This window comes from Streptomyces sp. NPDC099050 (assembly GCF_044759865.1).
In the GTDB taxonomy this organism is placed as follows: Bacteria; Actinomycetota; Actinomycetes; order Streptomycetales; family Streptomycetaceae; genus Streptomyces.
Window position 1 is genome coordinate 315,616 of the sequence record NZ_JBIWAE010000006.1, and the last position, 18,673, is coordinate 334,288.

15 protein-coding genes are annotated in these 18,673 nt (G+C 70.9%); 7 read left to right on the forward strand and 8 right to left on the reverse strand.

Going from position 1 to position 18,673, the window contains the following annotated elements; translation table 11 throughout:
- Positions 1-59: 59 nt before the first annotated feature.
- A complete protein-coding gene (locus ACIQV3_RS13570) occupies positions 60-1,262 on the reverse strand; it encodes an NADP-dependent malic enzyme (protein WP_327304596.1) in 1,203 nt (400 codons plus the stop codon).
- A gap of 524 nt (positions 1,263-1,786) precedes the next feature.
- Between ACIQV3_RS13570 and ACIQV3_RS13575 the strand changes: the two genes are divergently transcribed.
- The 4 genes from ACIQV3_RS13575 (at position 1,787) to ACIQV3_RS13590 (ending at position 5,319) form a co-directional block, all read left to right on the forward strand.
- Positions 1,787-2,734: an ABC transporter substrate-binding protein gene (locus ACIQV3_RS13575; protein WP_403712558.1), complete on the forward strand. Its 948-nt coding sequence runs from the start codon at positions 1,787-1,789 to the stop codon at positions 2,732-2,734.
- 70 nt (positions 2,735-2,804) lie between these two features.
- Positions 2,805-3,755 (forward strand): amino acid ABC transporter permease, encoded by a 951-nt coding sequence (locus tag ACIQV3_RS13580; RefSeq protein ID WP_403712559.1) that lies wholly within the window; start codon positions 2,805-2,807, stop codon positions 3,753-3,755.
- A gap of 11 nt (positions 3,756-3,766) precedes the next feature.
- A complete protein-coding gene (locus ACIQV3_RS13585; RefSeq protein ID WP_383952208.1) occupies positions 3,767-4,519 on the forward strand; it encodes an amino acid ABC transporter ATP-binding protein in 753 nt (250 codons plus the stop codon).
- Positions 4,520-4,680: 161 nt separating this feature from the next.
- Positions 4,681-5,319: a CGNR zinc finger domain-containing protein gene (locus ACIQV3_RS13590; protein ID WP_403712560.1), complete on the forward strand. Its 639-nt coding sequence runs from the start codon at positions 4,681-4,683 to the stop codon at positions 5,317-5,319.
- Here the strand turns inward: ACIQV3_RS13590 and sodX are convergent.
- Positions 5,223-5,690, reverse strand: a complete 468-nt coding sequence (gene sodX, locus ACIQV3_RS13595) for a nickel-type superoxide dismutase maturation protease (protein WP_403712561.1) — start codon at positions 5,688-5,690, stop codon at positions 5,223-5,225. The two genes, ACIQV3_RS13590 and sodX, sit on opposite strands and share 97 nt — an antisense overlap.
- A gap of 193 nt (positions 5,691-5,883) precedes the next feature.
- On the opposite strand from sodX, the gene sodN reads away from it, so the two are divergent.
- Positions 5,884-6,279, forward strand: coding sequence for a superoxide dismutase, Ni (gene sodN, locus ACIQV3_RS13600; protein ID WP_030709803.1), 396 nt, complete (start codon positions 5,884-5,886; stop codon positions 6,277-6,279).
- Between the two features lie 109 nt (positions 6,280-6,388).
- On the opposite strand, the gene ACIQV3_RS13605 is transcribed toward sodN, so the two are convergent.
- The gene (locus ACIQV3_RS13605; RefSeq protein WP_064729792.1) at positions 6,389-6,574 is read right to left on the reverse strand and encodes a DUF6104 family protein; all 186 of its coding nucleotides are present in this window, start codon (positions 6,572-6,574) and stop codon (positions 6,389-6,391) included.
- 146 nt (positions 6,575-6,720) lie between these two features.
- Between ACIQV3_RS13605 and ACIQV3_RS13610 the strand changes: the two genes are divergently transcribed.
- The gene (locus ACIQV3_RS13610) at positions 6,721-7,947 is read left to right on the forward strand and encodes an aKG-HExxH-type peptide beta-hydroxylase (protein ID WP_403712562.1); all 1,227 of its coding nucleotides are present in this window, start codon (positions 6,721-6,723) and stop codon (positions 7,945-7,947) included.
- Positions 7,948-8,111: 164 nt separating this feature from the next.
- Here ACIQV3_RS13610 and ACIQV3_RS13615 read toward each other — a convergent pair whose 3' ends face one another.
- The 5 genes from ACIQV3_RS13615 to ACIQV3_RS13635 form a co-directional block, all read right to left on the reverse strand.
- Positions 8,112-12,080: a multifunctional oxoglutarate decarboxylase/oxoglutarate dehydrogenase thiamine pyrophosphate-binding subunit/dihydrolipoyllysine-residue succinyltransferase subunit gene (locus ACIQV3_RS13615; RefSeq protein WP_403712563.1), complete on the reverse strand. Its 3,969-nt coding sequence runs from the start codon at positions 12,078-12,080 to the stop codon at positions 8,112-8,114.
- Between the two features lie 257 nt (positions 12,081-12,337).
- Complete coding sequence (locus tag ACIQV3_RS13620) at positions 12,338-13,432, reverse strand: ATP-binding protein (RefSeq protein ID WP_403712564.1); 1,095 nt, start codon at positions 13,430-13,432, stop codon at positions 12,338-12,340.
- The gene (locus tag ACIQV3_RS13625; protein WP_254384114.1) at positions 13,429-14,169 is read right to left on the reverse strand and encodes a response regulator transcription factor; all 741 of its coding nucleotides are present in this window, start codon (positions 14,167-14,169) and stop codon (positions 13,429-13,431) included. Before ACIQV3_RS13625 ends, ACIQV3_RS13620 begins: the two co-directional genes overlap by 4 nt.
- Positions 14,170-14,415: 246 nt before the next feature.
- A complete protein-coding gene (locus ACIQV3_RS13630; RefSeq protein ID WP_403712565.1) occupies positions 14,416-16,203 on the reverse strand; it encodes a glycoside hydrolase family 3 protein in 1,788 nt (595 codons plus the stop codon).
- A 170-nt stretch (positions 16,204-16,373) separates the two neighbouring features.
- On the reverse strand, positions 16,374-17,807 hold the full coding sequence (locus tag ACIQV3_RS13635) for an MFS transporter (RefSeq protein ID WP_403712566.1): 1,434 nt from the start codon (positions 17,805-17,807) through the stop codon (positions 16,374-16,376).
- 148 nt (positions 17,808-17,955) lie between these two features.
- Here ACIQV3_RS13635 and ACIQV3_RS13640 point away from each other — a divergent pair, with 148 nt between their 5' ends.
- On the forward strand, positions 17,956-18,615 hold the full coding sequence (locus ACIQV3_RS13640; protein ID WP_403712567.1) for a TetR/AcrR family transcriptional regulator: 660 nt from the start codon (positions 17,956-17,958) through the stop codon (positions 18,613-18,615).
- Positions 18,616-18,673 lie beyond the last annotated feature (58 nt).

Below are 18,673 nucleotides of genomic sequence, written 5' to 3' on the forward strand. Positions count from 1 at the left end.
CAGCGGGGCCCGGCCGGAAGGTTCCGGCCGGGCCCCGCTTCGTACGGCTTGCGCGGCACCTACGCCAGGCGGGCCACGCCGTCGGCCTTGGCCGCCGCGGCGACCGCGGCCGTGACGGCCTCGGCGACGCGGGCGTCGAACGGCGAGGGGATCACGTAGTCGGCGGCGAGCTCGTCACCCACGACGCCGGCGATGGCGTCGGCGGCGGCGATCTTCATGCCCTCGGTGATCCGGGTCGCGCGGACCTTCAGCGCGCCCGCGAAGATGCCGGGGAACGCCAGCACGTTGTTGATCTGGTTCGGGAAGTCCGAGCGGCCCGTGGCCACGACCGCCGCGTACTTGTGCGCGACGTCGGGGTGGACCTCCGGGTTCGGGTTGGCCATGGCGAAGACGAAGCAGTCCTTCGCCATCGTCGCCACCGCGGCCTCGGGGACCGTACCGCCGGAGACGCCGATGAAGACGTCCGCGCCCGCGAGGGCGCTCTCCAGGGAACCGGTCTGGCCGGTCTTGTTCGTCAGGCCCGCGATCTCCGCCTTGACGTCCGTCAGGTCGGAGCGGTCGGCGGAGACGACGCCCTTGCGGTCGGTGACGCACACGTCGCCGATGCCCGCGTCCACGAGGATCTTGGCGATCGCGATGCCCGCGGCACCCGCGCCCGAGATCACGGCGCGCAGGTCGGCGAGGGTGCGACCGGTGAGCTTCGCGGCGTTGCGCATGGCGGCCAGCGTCACGATGGCCGTGCCGTGCTGGTCGTCGTGGAAGATCGGGATGTCGAGTGCTTCCTGGAGGCGGCGCTCGATCTCGAAGCAGCGGGGCGCCGAGATGTCCTCCAGGTTCACCCCGCCGAAGGACGGCGCGAGGCGGATCACGGTCTCGATGATCTCGTCCGTGTCCTTGGTGGCGAGCGCGATCGGAACCGCGTCGACGCCACCGAACTGCTTGAAGAGAATGGCCTTGCCCTCCATCACGGGGAGGGAGGCCTCGGGCCCGATGTCACCGAGTCCGAGCACGGCCGTACCGTCGGTGACGACGGCGACCACGTTGGACTTCCAGGTGTACTCGTTCACGAGCTCGGGCTGCTCGGCAATGGCGCTGCAGACCTTCGCAACGCCGGGCGTGTACGCCAGGGACAGGTCGTCCTTGTTGTGGACCGGCACGGTGGCCACGATGGCCATCTTGCCGCCCCGGTGCAGCGCGAACACCGCATCCGGGTTGTTGTCCGTCACGCTGTCGCTGCGAGGATTGACGATCTCCGCTGCCACTGTCTTAACCCCTTATGTCTTTGAATCGTTGAGGGTGGCCACTCCTGGTTAAGGGGTGGGCGGGCACCGCGTCCGTCTTCTCGGCGACGGTTGTAGGTCCGTCTCCGCGAAGGGGAGGTTCGTACGCGCGGGCGCGCCGCACGCGCGCCCTGAGCCCCGGATGAGGGGTGTAAGGATCTGTTCTACCCGAAGAACACTCACCCAGACGAGTCGATTCCCGCTCAAGTGTCAGGTCCTTGTCCCGGTTTTGGCGAAAAGTCCAAACCTCTCTGTCCGATGGGCGAGACGCGCCGTAAATCATGCGGCAAAAGGCCCAGGTCACGGCCGTTCGTGCGGCTCTGAGGGGCCATGTCCGCAGTCCTGTTGGGTACGAAGGGGCTGCCGTTATCCGATTTTGACCTGACGGGCTGCCTGAATGACTCAGTCCGAATGGCAAGATGCCCCTAATCACACAAGGTCGCGACACTCGATGGGGCGTGCCCGACCGCATATCGATGCTTTCCACCTGCCGGAGGAACCAGCTCATGACCGCAAGCACCACCCGTCGTACGACCGCCGCCCGGTCCCGGATCGCCGCGGTCGGCGCGATCGCGGTCGCCGGCGCCCTGATCCTCACCGGCTGTGGAGACCAGACGGAGAAGAAGGGGTCCGGGGACGCCACCAAGTCCAACGCCGCCCCCCTCTTCTCGGCCCTGCCGAAGAAGATCCAGGACGCGGGTGTCATCAAGGTCGGCACGGACGCGGCGTACGCGCCGATGGAGTTCACCGAGGGCGGCAAGATCGTCGGTGTCGACCCCGACATCGCCGAGGCCCTCGGCAAGCAGCTCGGTGTGAAGTTCGAGTTCACCTCGGGCAGCTTCGACGGTCTGATCACCTCGATCTACACCGGCCGCCAGGACGCGATCATGTCCTCCATCACGGACAACGAGAAGCGCCAGAAGGGCCTCGACGACGAGGGCAAGCAGATCGGCAAGGGGATCGACTTCGTCGACTACTTCTCCTCCGGCGTCTCGCTCCTCGTCAAGAAGGGCAACCCGCAGGGCATCAAGTCCCTGGACGACCTGTGCGGCAAGACGGTCGCCGTCCAGCGCGGCACGACGTACGAGGACACCTTCAAGGCCCAGGCCGCGAAGTGCGGTGACAAGAAGCTCACCATCGAGGCCTTCGACACCGACGCCGAGGCCCAGACCCGCGTCAAGGCCGGCGGCGCCGTGGCCGACCTGAACGACTTCCCGATCGCCGCGTACGCCGCGAAGACCTCCGGCGGCGGCAACGACTTCGAGGTCGCGGGCCAGCAGGCCGACGTCGGCCTCTTCGGCATCGGCGTCAGCAAGGAGAACACCCAGCTGCGCGACGCCCTCAAGCAGGCCCTTGACGCGATCATCAAGGACGGCTCCTACGCCAAGGTCCTGGAGAAGTGGAACGTCAAGGACAGCGCCGTGCAGTCGGCGACGGTCAACGCAGGCAAGTGACCCGTGCGGACCGGCGGGCGACCGTGCCCGCCGGTCCCTGGTTCCTGAGCTCCACTGAAGGGCAGTCATTGTGACTGACAAGATCGACAAGGATCCGGCCGCGACCCCGCCGGCCGGACCCGGCGCCTCGGGCACCCCGTACGAGGCCATCAAGGCAATTCCCGTGCGGCACTACGGCCGCTGGATCAGCGGTGTCGTGGTCGTCGTCCTGCTGGGCTGGCTGGTGTACGCCTTCTCCCAGGGCAACGTGATCTGGGGGACGGTCGGGGACAAGCTCTTCGACCCCTCGATCATCGCGGGCCTCGGCAACACCGTGATCATCAGCGTGTCCGCGATGGCGCTGGGCCTGGTGCTCGGCATCCTCTTCGCGGTCATGCGGCTCTCCAAGAACCCGGTAACGAACACCGTCGCGTGGCTCTACATCTGGTTCTTCCGCGGTACCCCGGTCTACGTACAGCTGCTGGTGTGGTTCAACCTGTCGCTGATCTTCCAGTACGTGAACCTCGGCCCGATCTACAAGCAAGAGACCGTCGAACTGATGACCCCGTTCATGGTCGCGCTCTTGGGCCTCGGCCTGAACGAGGGCGCGTACATGGCGGAGATCGTCCGTGCGGGCATCCAGTCCGTCGACGAGGGCCAGGCCGAGGCCTCGCACGCGCTGGGCATGACCCAGACGCAGACCATGCGCCGCGTGGTGCTCCCGCAGGCGATGCGCGTGATCATCCCGCCGTCGGGCAACGAGTTCATCAACATGCTGAAGACCTCGTCCCTGGTCTCCGCCGTGCAGTACACGGAACTCCTGCGGGCCTCGTCGAACATCGGCTCCACGGCCGGCGCCATCATGGAGATGCTGTTCGTCGCCTCCATCTGGTACCTGGCCCTGACCAGCGTGTTCAGCGTCGGCCAGTACTACCTGGAGCGCCGCTACGCCCGCGGTTCGCTGCGCTCCCTGCCGCCCACGCCGTTCCAGCGGCTGCGCGCCAACCTGAACATGTTCCGCCGTACGGAGGTGGCGAAGTGACCGCCCAGCCGATGGTCAAGGCCGAGGCCGTCCACAAGTCCTACGGCCCCGCCCACATCCTGCGGGGAATCGACCTCGAAGTCGCCCCCCGCGAGGTGTTCTGCCTGGTCGGCCCGTCCGGCTCCGGCAAGTCCACCTTCCTGCGCTGCATCAACCACCTGGAGCGCATCAACGCCGGCCGGCTCTCGGTCGACGGCCGGCTGGTCGGCTACCGCGAGAAGGCCGGAAAGCTCTACGAGCTGAAGGACAGCGAGGTCGCGGCCCAGCGCCGGGACATCGGCATGGTCTTCCAGCGCTTCAACCTCTTCCCGCACATGACGGCCATCGAGAACGTCATGGAAGCCCCGGTCATGGTCAAGGGCGAGAGCAAGGCCGTCGCCCGGGCGCGCGCCGTCAAGCTCCTGGACCGGGTCGGCCTCGGCGACAAGGGCGGGAACTACCCCACCCAGCTCTCCGGCGGCCAGCAGCAGCGCGTGGCCATCGCCCGCGCGCTGGCGATGGAGCCGAAGCTGATGCTCTTCGACGAGCCCACCTCGGCGCTCGACCCGGAGCTCGTCGGCGACGTCCTCGACGTCATGCGCGACCTGGCGGAGTCGGGCATGACGATGATCGTGGTCACCCACGAGATGGGCTTCGCCCGCGAGGTCGGCGACAACCTCGTCTTCATGGACGGCGGTGTCGTGGTCGAGTCCGGCCACCCCCGCGAGGTCCTGGGCAACCCGCAGCACGACCGCACGAAGGCCTTCCTCTCGAAGGTCCTCTAGGGCGGCGGCGTTCCACGCGTGAGGGGCGGTACGGACATCCGTACCGCCCCTCACGCATGGGGTCGAGGGCCGAATCCGTCACGAATGCCTCCATGCGTAATACCCTCGAACATGTCTCAGCCGTTACCGGAGACACCGATCCGCGGCCGTAAGGACTACAAGTGGAACTGGCCCATTACTCGGACTACGCCGTGCGCCTGGTCAACACCGAGGAGCCGGCCCGCAACAAGGACTCGCTGACCTCCGTGGACGCCGTCCGCGCCCTCTTCGGCGCCAGCGTGCAGATGGCCCGCCGGGTCACGGACGGCGACGTCACCCGCTTCCGCAACGTCCGCGGCCGGCTGCGCACCGTCTTCGAGGCCGCCGACGGCGGCGACCACGTCCTCGCCGTCGACCTGCTCAACTCCCTGCTCATGGAGTTCCCGGTCAGCCCCCAGGTTTCCGGGCACGAGGCCATCGACGAGCACAGCGAGCACGGCGGCCCGAACTGGCACATCCACCTGGCTGACCACCCCTCCAACGCCTCCGCCGGCTACGCCGCGATCGCGTGCTTCGGGCTGGCCTTCCACCTCACCGAGCACGGCCCCGACCGGCTCGGCCTCTGCCAGGCCCCGCCCTGCCGCAACGCCTACCTCGACACTTCCACCAACCGCTCCCGGCGCTACTGCTCCGACCGGTGCGCCACGCGCGCCAACGTCGCCGCCTACCGCGCGCGCAAGCGGCTGGAGGCCGAGGAGTCCGCCCGCAGCGGACGCAGCGCCGAGGAAGCCCAGGAGAGCCACGCCCTCAGCGAACGCTGATCCCCGCCCGTGTGCTCCGGCCGGGGGCGCGGCCGGAAGCGGACCAGGGCGGTCGCCAGCACGAGCTCGTCGGGCACCGCCCCGTAGTCCGTGCTGTCGCCCGTCGCGTTGTACGGGTTGTCGCCCAGCACCCACCAGCCGCCCGGCCGCCGCTCCGCCGCCCGCTTGACGACCAGCAGGTCCTGCTGGAACGGGTGGCGCAGCACCACCACGTGGCCCGGCCGCACGGGGGCCCCGTAGCGGACCAGCACCTGGTCCCCGTTCTCCAGGGTCGGCGCCATCGAGGGGCCCATGACCTCCACCGTGCCGATCCGCTTCAACGGCGACTCCCACTCCCGCGCCCGGCCGCGCGAGCGCGTGCTCCCCGCCATCCGAGACCTCCTTGACCGCGCCCGTTCACTCTTCGTGCCATCCCGCATGCTGCCGCACTCTTCCGTACATTCGGTCACCGCCCCGGGTACGCCCCTGGACTTTTGTCCCAACCGCACGGGGGCGCCCGCGAAATCGTCTGTCTCACGGAGTAATCTCCCCCTTGAGAAGACGATCACGAGGAGGACAAACTCCATGCTTTCCCGCCTCTTCGCCCCCAAGGCGAAGGTCTCCGCCCACTGCGATCTTCCGTGCGGCGTGTACGACCCTGCCCAGGCCCGCATCGAGGCCGAGTCCGTCAAGGCCGTGCAGGAGAAGTACCAGGCCAACGACGACGCCGACTTCCGCGCGCGCGCCATCACCATCAAGGAGCAGCGCGCCGAGCTCGCGAAGCACCACGTTTCCGTGCTGTGGAGCGACTACTTCAAGCCGCCGCACTTCGAGAAGTACCCGCAGCTGCACACCCTGGTCAACGACACCCTGAAGGCCCTCTCGGCCGCCAAGGCGTCGAACGACCCGGCGACCGGCGCCAAGGCGCTGGAGCTCATCGCCGAGATCGACCGCATCTTCTGGGAGACCAAGGCCGCCTGATCGGACTCTCCGGTCTGATCTGCCTTGTCCCGTAGGACGATGACGAAGGGGCCCGGCCGCATCGCGGTCGGGCCCCTTCGTCGTGCGCGGCGGACCGCTCGTCCTAGTCCTAGTCCTCGTCCTCGTCCTCGTCGTCCAGGCGCGCCAGCCAGGTGGCGAGGCGTTCCACGGGGACCTCGAAGTCCGGGTTCAGGTCGACGAAGGTGCGCAGCTGCTCGGCGAGCCACTCGAAGGTGACCTCCTCCTCGCCTCGCCGCTTCTCCAGCTCCTCGATGCCGCGATCGGTGAAGTACAAGTCGGGCTCCGTGCGGTGGTCGGGTGTTCGGGTGTGTCCCGCCAGGATAATCCGCCCGCCGGGGGCGGACCCGACCTGACCGCTTTCCGCCGTTCGCGGAGCCCCTCCCCAGGGCAGGGATGGAGGGTCCGCGGCGGGAGGCACGCATGGATCACCCCGAGCCGAGCGACGGCGTACTGAGGGCCCTCGGTTCCACCGAGCCGTCCGCCGAGGGGACCGCGCTGGTGTGCGGCGTACGGCGGGCCCGGCGGCTGCGGCTGCTGCGGGAGCTCGCGCGGCAGCCCGGCGCCCGCGCCGGGGAGGCGGCCGAGCGATGGGCGCTGCTGGAGGAGGCCGGACGGCGCGACCCCCGTGCGGTGGACGACGTGGTGCACTATCCGGCCACCGGGGTGTGGGCCGAGGAGACGCTGGGCCGGCTGCGCACGCGGTACGGACCGCCCGCCGACCTCGGACACCTCGGGGCACTGGCCGCCGCCGCGGCACTGCGCGCCGGGATCGGCTTCAAGATCACGCTGCGGCCCGCACACGGACGCCTCGTCCTGCCCACCCTCGGGCTGCTGCGCCCGGACCGGCCGGGCCCGCTCGCCCTGACCGAGGGCTCCTGGGACCCCGGCAGCCCGGAGGCACTGGCCCTGCACGCGCTGCCCGACGGGCGGACCGCCCTCGACGACCTGGACCCGTACCGCGCCCCGGGCAGCGTGCCCGCCGCCCGCCGGCTCACCCCCAAGGGGCACAAGCGCTGGGACACCCAGTGGTCCGGCGCCCTGACCCTGCTGCGGCGCTACGACACCGCCCGCGCGGAGGAGGCCGGCAGGCTGCTGCGCTGCCTGGTCCCGCTGTCCGGCGGCTCCCGGTCCTACGGCGGAACCCTGCCCGCGGCGGCGGGCTCCGTCCTGGCGCGGGCGCAGCCGCCGCCCGCACTGGCCGCGACCCTCGTGTTCGAGGTGCAGCACGGGAAGCTGGCGGCCCTCGCGGAGGTGCTGCCGCTGCACACCGCCGACCGCACGGCACGCTACTGGGCCCCCTGGAGGAACGATCCGCGACCGCTGGAGGGACTCCTGAGGGGCGCGTACGCGCATCTCGGGCTGGCGGGCTACTGGCAGCGCGCGGCGCTCTACGGGGCCAGGGGGGCGTGGGCGCAGCACGCGCGGGTGCGGGCGCAGGTGGCGGCCGTGCTGCCCGTCCTGGACGCGTCCCCGGAACTCACCGCGGGCGGAAAGGTGTTCGTCGGCGCGATGGCCGCCGCGGAGCGGGCCATGGACGGGGTGTCCTCGCCCGGTACGCGGTACGCGGTGGCCCGCGGGGTGGTGGAGCGGGACCGGGCCGCGTGGTGTGCGGCGCACCCGAACCTGGCCCCGTACGCGGCCGTCTGACGGCTCGGGGCTGCCGCCGCGCGGGGCGAGGTCCCCTGCCCGCCCTTCCACCGTTCCCCGGGCTCTGCCAGGACCCGGTCCTCAAGCGCCGGACGGGCTGGATGCGCCGGAAGGCCCGGTCCCCAAGGGGGCCGGGCCTTCCACTGTTCAAGCGAGCGCAGTGCTCAGGCCTCGAAGACCTCGTTCAGGAGGAGCTGCTGCTCCGCCTGGTGGCGCTTGGCCGAGCCGACCGCCGGGGACGAGCCGTGCGGGCGGGAGATGCGCCGCAGGCGCTCGCCGGCCGGGACGTCCGCGCCGACCGCCAGGTCGAGGTGGTCGATCAGGTTGAGGGCGATGAAGGGCCACGCGCCCTGGTTCGCCGGCTCCTCCTGGGCCCAGATGTACTTCGCCGCGTTCGGGAACTTGGCGATCTCCGCCTGGAGTTCCGCGCCCGGGAGCGGGTAGAGGCGCTCGATGCGGATGATCGCCGTGTCGGTGATGCCGCGCTTCTCGCGCTCCGCCTCGAGGTCGTAGTAGACCTTGCCCGCGCAGAAGACCACCTTGCGGACGGCGTTGGGGTCGACGGTGGAGTCGCCGATGACCGGACGGAACGAACCGGTCGTGAACTCCTCCGCCTTCGACGCCGCCGCCTTCAGACGCAGCATCGACTTCGGGGTGAAGACGATGAGCGGCTTGTGGTGCGGGTTGTGGACCTGCCAGCGCAGCAGGTGGAAGTAGTTCGACGGGAGCGTCGGCATCGCGACCGTCATGTTGTCCTGCGCGCACATCTGCAGGAAGCGCTCCGGGCGGGCGGAGGAGTGGTCCGGGCCCTGGCCCTCGTAGCCGTGCGGCAGGAGGAGCGTGACGCCGGACGTCTGGCCCCACTTCTGCTCGGCCGAGGAGATGAACTCGTCGACGACGGTCTGCGCGCCGTTGACGAAGTCGCCGAACTGGGCCTCCCAGAGGACCAGCGCGTCGGGGCGGGCCAGCGAGTAGCCGTACTCGAAGCCCATGGCCGCGTACTCGGAGAGCAGCGAGTCGTAGACGTTGTAGCGGGCCTGCTCGTCCGACAGGTAGAGCAGCGGGGTGTAGTCCTCGCCGGTCTCCCGGTCGATCAGGACCGCGTGGCGCTGACCGAAGGTGCCGCGGCGGGAGTCCTGGCCGGACAGCCGGACCGGGGTGCCCTCCATCAGCAGCGAGCCGAAGGCCAGGGTCTCGCCCATGCCCCAGTCGATGGTGCCGTCGTCGATCATCGCCGCGCGGCGCTGCAGCTGCGGCAGCAGGCGCGGGTGGACGGTGACCGTGTCCGGGATGTTGACCTGGGCCTCGGCGATCCGCTTGACGACCTCCTGGGAGATCGCGGTGTTCACGAACACCGGGAACTCCTGCGCGACCTGCGCGGGCGCCACCGGGGCGACCGCGGGCTGCGTGGCGGCCTCGCGGACCTCCGCGAAGACCTTCTCCAGCTGGCCCTGGAAGTCCTGGAGCGCCTGCTCCGCCTCTTCCAGCGTGATGTCGCCGCGACCGATGAGGGACTCGGTGTACAGCTTGCGCACCGAGCGCTTCTTGTCGATCAGGTCGTACATCAGCGGCTGCGTGAACGCCGGGTTGTCCGACTCGTTGTGACCGCGGCGGCGGTAGCAGATGAGGTCGATGACCACGTCCTTGTTGAACGCCTGACGGAACTCGAAGGCGAGCCGCGCGATGCGGACCACGGCCTCCGGGTCGTCGCCGTTCACGTGGAAGATCGGCGCCTCGATCATGCGGGCCACGTCGGTCGCGTACATCGAGGAACGCGAGGACTCCGGGGCGGCGGTGAAGCCGACCTGGTTGTTGATGACCACGTGCACGGTGCCGCCGGTGCGGTAGCCGCGCAGCTGCGACATGTTCAGCGTCTCGGCGACGACGCCCTGGCCCGCGAAGGCCGCGTCGCCGTGCAGGGCGACGGGCAGGACCGTGAAGTCCGTGCCGCCCTTGTTGATGATGTCCTGCTTGGCGCGGACCACGCCCTCCAGGACCGGGTCCACCGCCTCCAGGTGCGAGGGGTTCGCGACGAGCGAGACCTTGATCTGCTCCCCGTCCAGGCCCGTGAAGGTGCCGTTGGCGCCCAGGTGGTACTTGACGTCGCCGGAGCCGTGCATGGACTTCGGGTCGAGGTTGCCCTCGAACTCGCGGAAGATCTGCGCGTACGACTTGCCGACGATGTTCGCCAGCACGTTCAGGCGGCCGCGGTGGGCCATGCCGATCGCGACCTCTTCGAGGCGGGCCTCGGCGGCCGAGTCGATGACGGCGTCGAGCAGCGGGATGACGGACTCGCCGCCCTCCAGGGAGAAGCGCTTCTGGCCGACGTACTTCGTCTGCAGGAAGGTCTCGAAGGCCTCCGCCGCGTTCAGCCGGCGCAGGATCCGCAGCTGCTCCTCGCGCTCCGGCTTGGTGTGCGGGCGCTCGATGCGGTCCTGGATCCAGCGGCGCTGCTTCGGGTCCTGGATGTGCATGAACTCGACGCCGGTGGTGCGGCAGTACGAGTCGCGCAGCACGCCGAGGATGTCGCGGAGCTTCATCATCGACTTGCCGGAGAAGCCGCCGACCGCGAACTCGCGCTCCAGGTCCCACAGGGTGAGGCCGTGCTCGGTGATGTCGAGGTCGGGGTGCTTGCGCTGCTTGTACTCCAGCGGGTCGGTGTCGGCCATGACGTGGCCGCGGACCCGGTAGGAGTGGATCAGCTCGAAGACGCGGGCGGCCTTGGTGACGTCGTCGTCGTGCGAGGCGTCGATGTCCCGGAGCCAGCGGACCGGCTCGTACGGGATGCGCAGCGCCTCGAAGACGTCGTCGTAGAAGCCGCTCTCGCCGAGCAGCATGTTCGCGACGATGCGCAGGAACTCGCCGGAGGCCGCGCCCTGGATGACCCGGTGGTCGTAGGTCGAGGTCAGGGTCATGACCTTGGAGATGCCCAGCTTGTTCAGGGTGTCCTGCGAGGTGCCCTGGAACTCGGCGGGGTAGTCCATGGAGCCGACGCCCATGATGACCGACTGTCCGGGCATCAGGCGGGGCACGGAGTGGACGGTGCCCAGGCCGCCGGGGTTGGTGAGGGAGACCGTCACCCCGGTGAAGTCGTCCATCGTCAGCTTGCCGATGCGGGCCCGGCGGACGATGTCCTCGTAGGCCTGCCAGAACTCGAAGAAGTTGAGGGTCTCGGCCTTCTTGATGCCGGCGACGACGAGCTGGCGGTCGCCGTTGGGCTTCACGAGGTCGATCGCGAGGCCGAAGTTGATGTGCTCCGGCTTGACCAGGGTCGGCTTGCCGTCCTTCTCCGCGAAGGAGTAGTTCATCGACGGCATGGCCTTGATGGCCTGCACCATCGCGTAGCCGATGAGGTGGGTGAAGGAGATCTTCCCGCCCCGGGCGCGCTTCAGGTGGTTGTTGATGACGATGCGGTTGTCGAACAGCAGCTTCACCGGGACGGCGCGGACGGACGTGGCCGTCGGCACTTCCAGCGAGGCGTTCATGTTCTTGACCACGGCAGCCGCCGGGCCGCGGAGCGTCACCAGTTCGGGGCCTGCGGGGGCCTCAGAGGTGGGCGCGGCGTTAGTCGCTCCAGTGGAGCCGGTGCTTGCACCGGGGGGCGCGGCCTTCTGAGGGGCTACGGAGGCGGGGGCGGCGGCGGGAGCCGGGGCCTGAGGGGCGGGGGCTGCCGGTGCGGCGGCGGCCGGGGCCTGGGAGGTGACAGTCACAGCAGGGGCACCAGAGGGGGTGGCAGGTACAGGGGCAGGTGCTGACACGGGCGTCGTGGGCGCTGCGACGGGGGTGGCGGGCGCGGGGCTCGCCGTCCCTGGGGCGGCGGCGTCGGAAGCCTGCGAAGCCACGGCGGTGACGGGGGCGGCGGCCTGTGCGGAGGCGCCGTCCGTCGTCGTCGCGGCAGGGGGAGCGGGCCGGTCCGTGGGCTTGTCCGCCTTCACCGGAGCGACAGCGCCACCCGGCTTGTAGTCGGCGAAGAAGTCCCACCAGGCCCGGTCGACCGAGTTCGGATCCTGGAGGTACTGCTGATAGATCTCGTCGACGAGCCACTCATTCGCGCCGAAGCCTGGGGCGGGGTTCTTCCCGCTCCCTCCTGCTTCGGTCGTGGTGCTCGAGTTACTGGGGGACTGTGGCGACACGGCGGCAACCGCCCTCTTCCGCTTCACAAGGTATGGACAGCGGGAATAAAGGCTACGCCTCCCGGGCCGTGAGATGCAGACCGGGCGGGACTTACGTCGCGCAGGTCACATCGAACGGCGGGTTTCACCACCTGGAATGGCGGGAAACAAACGCGGTTCGGGCAGGAGACACCGCGGTTGCGGCCCCCTGGCTTCGCACCCCTGACGGACCCCGGCGCGTGTGGCCGAGATCATGTCCTTCCCACTCGAACCCTACGTCAACTCGGCGTCTGCGAGCTGCCCGGAAGAGTGACAAGGATCCGGCAGCCCCGTGATGATTCGGCCACTCCGATGTGGCCCCCGTGCAGGCCGACCGCCCACCGTGCGATGGCGAGGCCCAGCCCCGTGCCGCCGTCGCCGCCCCGCGCGCTGCCCCGGTTGAACCGCTCGAAGACCCGGTGGCGCTCCGCCTCCGGAATCCCGGGACCTTCGTCCCGCACTTCGAGCACCAGGCCCCCGGGCGCGTCGCCCGCCCGGGCGTGGACCGTGACCCGGCCGTGCGGGGGGCTGTGCTTGACCGCGTTGTCGATCAGGTTCGCCACCACCTGGTGCAGCCGCTCGGCGTCCGCGTACGCCGTCAGGTCCGGCGGGGACACGTCCAGGTGGAGGTGGACGTCGTTGCGGGTGTGCCCGCCCGAGCCGGAGGACAGTCCCGGCCGGCCGGCGGCCGCCAGGCCCGACTCCTTCAGCACCCCCGACAGGTACGGCCACACCTCGAAGCGGCGGGCCCGCAGCGGCACCACCCCGTTGTCCACGCGGGAGAGGTCCAGCAGGGTCTCCACCAGCCGGCCGAGCCGCTCGGTCTGCTTCAGGGCCGTGCGCATGGTCTCCGGATCGGCGGCGGAGACCCCGTCCACCACGTTCTCCAGCACCGCCCGCAGGGCCGCGATCGGGGTGCGCAGCTCGTGCGAGACGTTCGCCACGAGCTCCTTGCGGTGCCGGTCCACCGCCTCCAGGTCGTCCGCCATCAGATTGATGGTGGAGGCCAGGTCGCCCAGCTCGTCGCGGCGGCCCGCCCCGCGCACCCGGCGCGTGTAGTCCCCGTGGGATATCGCCCGGGCCACGGTGGTCATGTCGTCCAGCGGCGCCGTCAGGCTGTGCGCCACGAACTGGGTGATCAGCATGGAGGCGATCACCGAGAACACCGTGATGAAGCGCACTTCGGTGGCCGTGCGCAGGGCCACCATCAGGAGACCCGTGGTGATGAAGACCGACACCACCACGAGCGTGCCCAGCTTGGTCTTGATCGAGAACGGGGAGAAGGGCCGCAGCACCCCGGGCGGCCGCTGCCCCGGCGGCCGGTAGCCGCTCACGGCTGCGCCGGGGTCTCCAGGGCGTACCCGACGCCGTGGACCGTACGGATCCGCTCGGCGCCGATCTTCCGGCGCAACGCCTTGATGTGGCTGTCGACCGTACGGGTCCCGGACGCGTCGGCCCAGTCCCACACCTCCGCCAGCAGCTGCTCGCGCGAGAGCACCGCCCGCGGGGTCCCGGCGAGGCACACCAGCAGGTCGAACTCCGTCGGCGTCAGGTGCACGTCCTCGGTGTGCACCCGGACCCGGCGCTGCGCGTGGTCGATCTCCAGATCCCCGAGGCGCAGCGTGGCCCCGCGCGGGGCGTGCGCGGCCAGCGTGGCCCGCTCCACCCGCCGCAGCAGTACGTGGACCCGCGCGGCCAGCTCGCGCATCGAGAAGGGCTTCGTCATGTAGTCGTCGGCGCCGACCCCGAGGCCGACGAGCATGTCGGTCTCGTCGTCCCGGGCGGTGAGCATCAGCACCGGAACGGGCCGCTGCGCCTGGACCCGGCGGCAGACCTCCAGGCCGTCGAAGCCCGGCAGCATGACGTCCAGGACCAGCAGTTCCGGCAGCCAGCTCTCGGCCGCGGCGACGGCCGCCGGCCCGTCCGCGGCCGTCTGCACCTGGAAGCCCTCGGCGCGCAGCCGGGCCGCGATCGCCTCCGCGATGGTGTGGTCGTCCTCGACGACGAGTACCCGGCGTTGCGCGCCCGGGGTGGCCGCGGCGCCGTTGTGGGTGGTGTGCGTCTGTTCCATGTCCCGCCCCTGAAGATCCCGCGTGGTAGGGGTGCAGCGTAGAGGAGCGCTCGGGCTCCGGCTATGACGGGTGCGCTGCGCGGGTTCGTCGCGGGGGCCCTTGCCCCCGGACCTGCGGTTCAAACGCCGGCGGGCTGGAAAATCCGGCCTCGCCGGCGTTTGAACCGCGGGTCCGGGGCGGAGCCCCGGGGAACGGTGGAAGGGCGGGTGGGGGACTTCGCCCCGCGGGGCTGCCCGGCTCCGGGGCTACAGGGTCAGGCCGTGGCCGTGCGGGAACACCGGGTTCTCGGTGTCGTTCGGGACGTCGGGCCGGGAGGCCGCCACCGCCGCCATCGAGCGCGGGAGCTCGAAGGGCAGGCGCCCCGCGGCCGTGGCCCGGCCGAAGGCCACGTCCAGGAGGGCCGCGTCGGAGGCGCCGTAGTCCGCGATCAGCGCGGCCGCCCGCTCCGCGATCTCGGGGATCACCGCGGCCCGCTCCAGGTTGATGCAGACCAGGGTCGGGACGGCGTCCAGGAGGGACAGGATCTCGGTCAGTTCCGGCTCGGGGAAGGCCAGCGAACCGGAGTGGAAGAAGGACTCGAAGATGTTCGTGCGGGGCTCGTGCGGGGTGCGCAGCCGCAGTACCGCCAGGTCCGCTTCGGCCGGGTCGGACACGACGTCCCCGTACGCCGCCGCGACGTCCGCGTCCACGTCCTTGACGTACAGCTTCGGCCGGCCGGACACCGGCAGGGTCTCCCCGGTGTTGGTGAGCACCGTCAGGGAGCGCCGCTGGGCCGCCGCGCCGGCCGCCGTGAAATCGGCGCGGCCGACCGTCTCGGCCGCCGCGTCCGGGTCCACGTACGGGTTCTCGAACAGGCCGAGGACGAACTTCTCGCGCAGCAGCCGGCGTACGGACGCGTCGATCCGGGCCTCGGTGACCCGGCCCGAGCGGACCATCTCGACGATGACCGCGGGGCACTGCTCGCCGCCGAACTGGTCCGAGCCCGCCTCCAGCGCGCGGGCCGCCCGCTCGGACACGCTCAGGTGCTCCAGGCCCCAGGCCCGGGCCGGGTGCGGCTCGCCGAAGATCGTCGACTCGGTGAGCAGGCCCCAGTCGGTGCACACGATGCCCTGGAAGCCGAGCTCCTCGCGGAGCAGGCCGGTGACGACGCCCTTGTTGAAACCGAAGCCGACCTCTTCCCAGTCGGTGCCGACGGGCTGGCCGTAGTAGGGCATCATCTGCGAGCAGCCGGCCGCGATGGCCGCCTTGAACGGCTCCAGGTGGTGCTCGCGCATCCCGCCCGGGTAGACCTGCTCCTTGCCGTGCGCGAAGTGCGGGTCCTCGCCGTCCTTCTGCGGGCCGCCGCCGGGGAAGTGCTTGACCATCGCGGAGACCGAGGCCGCGCCGAGCGTCTCGCCCTGCAGGCCCCGTACGTACGCCTGGACGAGCTCGCCCGTCAGCTTCGCGTCCGAGCCGAAGGTGCCCGACTGGCGGGCCCAGCGCGGCTCCGTGGCCAGGTCGATCTGCGGGTGCAGGGCGACGCGGAAGCCGACGGAGAGGTACTCGCGCCGCATGATGTCGGCGAACTCGAAGACCAGCTCCGGGTCGCCGATCGCGGCCAGGCCGATCGCCTCGGGCCAGGCGGAGAAGGCGCCCGCGTTGAAGGAGGCGCCGACGTTGTCGGTGAAGGAGTGGCGGGGGTCGGTCGACAGGGTCACCGGGATGCCGAGGCGGGTGGCGGCGGCCATCTCCTGGACGGCGTTCTGCCACAGCGCCATCTCGCGGGCGCCGTAGCTGCCGAGGAGGTTGAAGTGGGTGAGGTGGCGGTCCTCGATCAGCTCGGGGGTGGTGAACGGGAGGATCGAGCCGTCGGTCTCGGTGACCGGGGTGCCGTCCGGGTTCATCATCAGCATCGAGTGGAAGAGCTGGCCGGCCTTCTCCTCCAGGGTCATGCGGGAGAGCAGGTCCTCGACGCGGTCGTCGACGGGGAGGGAGGCGTCCCGGTACGGGAGGGGCGCGGTGGAGGTGGTCGGGGGTGCCGGGGTCGCGTTCATGGCGGGGCTCCTGAGGAGGTCGGTCGCGCGGGAGGTCGCGGGGGTGGACGACTTGTCGGGTGCGGGTGCGGGTGCGGGTGCGGGTGCGCGTCCCGGGCGGGGTCCGGGCGGGGCCGCGGGTCCGGGTGCGTGGGCGGGGGCGGTGGCGGGCCCCGTCGGGGGGCGGGCCGTCACCTGACCGAGCGGATCAGCTGGACGAGGGCGGCGCCGACGGCCGCCGCGATGCCGCCGGCGAGGAAGAGGGCGCCGTAATTGCCGCCTCCGCCGATGGCGAGGACGAACGGCGCGAGCATCGGGACGAGGGACTGCGGGAGGGCGTTCGCGATGTTCAGTACGCCCATGTCCTTGGCGGCGGTCTCCGGGTCGGGCAGGACGGCGGCGGCGAGCGCCACGTCGACCGCGAGGTAGAGGCCCTCGCCGAAGCCGAAGACGGCCACGGCGAGGAGGAACATTCCGAAGGTGCCCGCCGTGGCGATCAGCAGCAGCCCGACGCCGATGACGAAGGCGGAGGCGAGCACGAAGGGCTTGCGGCGGCCGGTGGCGTCGGACAGCCAGCCGCCGGCGAGGGAGCCGGCCACGACGCCGCCGACGGTGACGAGGGTGGTGGTGAACATCTTCGAGGCGACGTCGCCCTCGGCGACCCCGAGGCGGTCCATCAGGAAGTACACCTGGTAGCTGGTCACGCAGGCGATGCCGATGAAGACCAGGAAGCGGCTCGCGAAGTTCCACGAGTAGTCGGGGTTCTTGCGCGGGTTCACCCAGAAGCTGTGCAGGAACTCCCGCCAGCCGTACGGGGCCACGGACTCGGCGCGGGCCGGCCGGTCGGGCATCACGGCCGCCAGCACACACACCCCGAGGACGCCGACGACGGCCGGGACGATGAAGGCCAGCGCCATGTTGTCCGTGAAGAGCTGCGCGAGGAAGCTGCCCGCGACCATCGAGACGGACAGCATCATGCCGACCATGCCGGAGACGCGGCCGCGCTGGTGGTCCGGGATCAGGTCCGGGATGCAGGCGGTGACCATGCACAGGGCGGCGTTGCAGCCGAGCTGCGCGATGGCCCAGCCGATGAGCAGCGTGGTGACGCTGGAGCCGAGGCCGACGACGGTCAGCCCGGCGGCGGCCACCACCATGCCGCCCACGAGCCAGGGGCGGCGGCGGCCGAACCTGCTGGTCGTGCGGTCGGAGAGGGCGCCGAAGAGCGGGTTGCCGACGAGGGCGAGCAGGGCTCCTACGGAGAGCACCTTGCCGAGGGCGGCGCCGCGCTCGGCTTCCGGGACGATCTGGGCCACGCGCAGGGCCAGGGTCACCACGATCGGGGTGAAGACGGCGATGCAGACGCCGAGCTGGGCGGCGACCAGGCCGAAGATCAGCTTGGCGGGGGCGTCGGCGGGGGCGTGGGCCGGGACGTCGGCGGGGGTGCCGACCGGGGCTTGGGCCGGGAGGGCGGCCTTCGTGGTGACCGAGGTGGTGACCGAGGTGGCCGGTGTGACCGGGGTGGTGGCCAGGGTGGTGGCCAGGGTGGCCGAGGTGTCGGCCGGTGTGGCCGGATCAGGTCGGTCGGTGGCGTCGCGTGGGGTTCCGGGGTCCTGCGTGAGCGGCATGGGGGCTCCAACGTCTCCGCGTCGGCCTCGTCGCCGACCGGGCGGCTTCACCGTAGGCGCGAAAACCATGCACCTACTAGGTTTTCATTCAGTGAGCTGGATCACTCCATCGGGATGGCCGGAAACAGTCGGGTTTAGGGTGGTCCGCATGGCACAGGACAAGGGTCGAACGGCCCCCAAGGCGGCGGCCGCCCGGGGCGGCTACGCGGTGGGCGAAGCCCGTCGCCAGAAGATCCTCGACACTGCCGTCGAGCACTTCGCGCGGTGGGGCTTCCACGCCTCCTCGCTCGCCCGGATCGCCAACGACTGCGGGATCACCCAGGGCGGCCTGCTCCACCACTTCCGCGGCAAGGAGGACCTGCTGCTGTCGGTCCTGGCGCAGAGCGAGCAGCACGACGTCGAGCGGCTCTTCAGCGGGCCGGCGGAGGAGGCCCCCACGGTCTCCGCGCACTTCGCCGCGGTGGTCGCCCTCGCCGAGGAGAACGCCCGGCGGCCCGGGCTCGTACGGATGTACAACACGCTGGTCGGCGAGTCCGGGAACCCGGGGCACCCCGCGCACGCCTACTTCCGGCAGCGCTACGACCGGGTGCTCGGCTACAGCGTCGACCTGCTCCGGGCGGGCGTCGCGCGCGGCGAGGTACGGGCGGACACGGACTGCGAGGCCGTCGGCCGCGAGACCATCGCGGTGATGGACGGATTCCAGATCCAGTGGGTGCTGGACCCGGAGGGCGTGGACATGGCGGTCCTGCTCCGCGGCTACCTGGACCGGCGGCTGCGGGAGATCACGGTGGCGGGAACGGGGCTGTGACGGGGCGGTGCCGGATCGGTGCGGCTTGGCCCGGCGTGCCCGGTGTGCCACGTGTGCC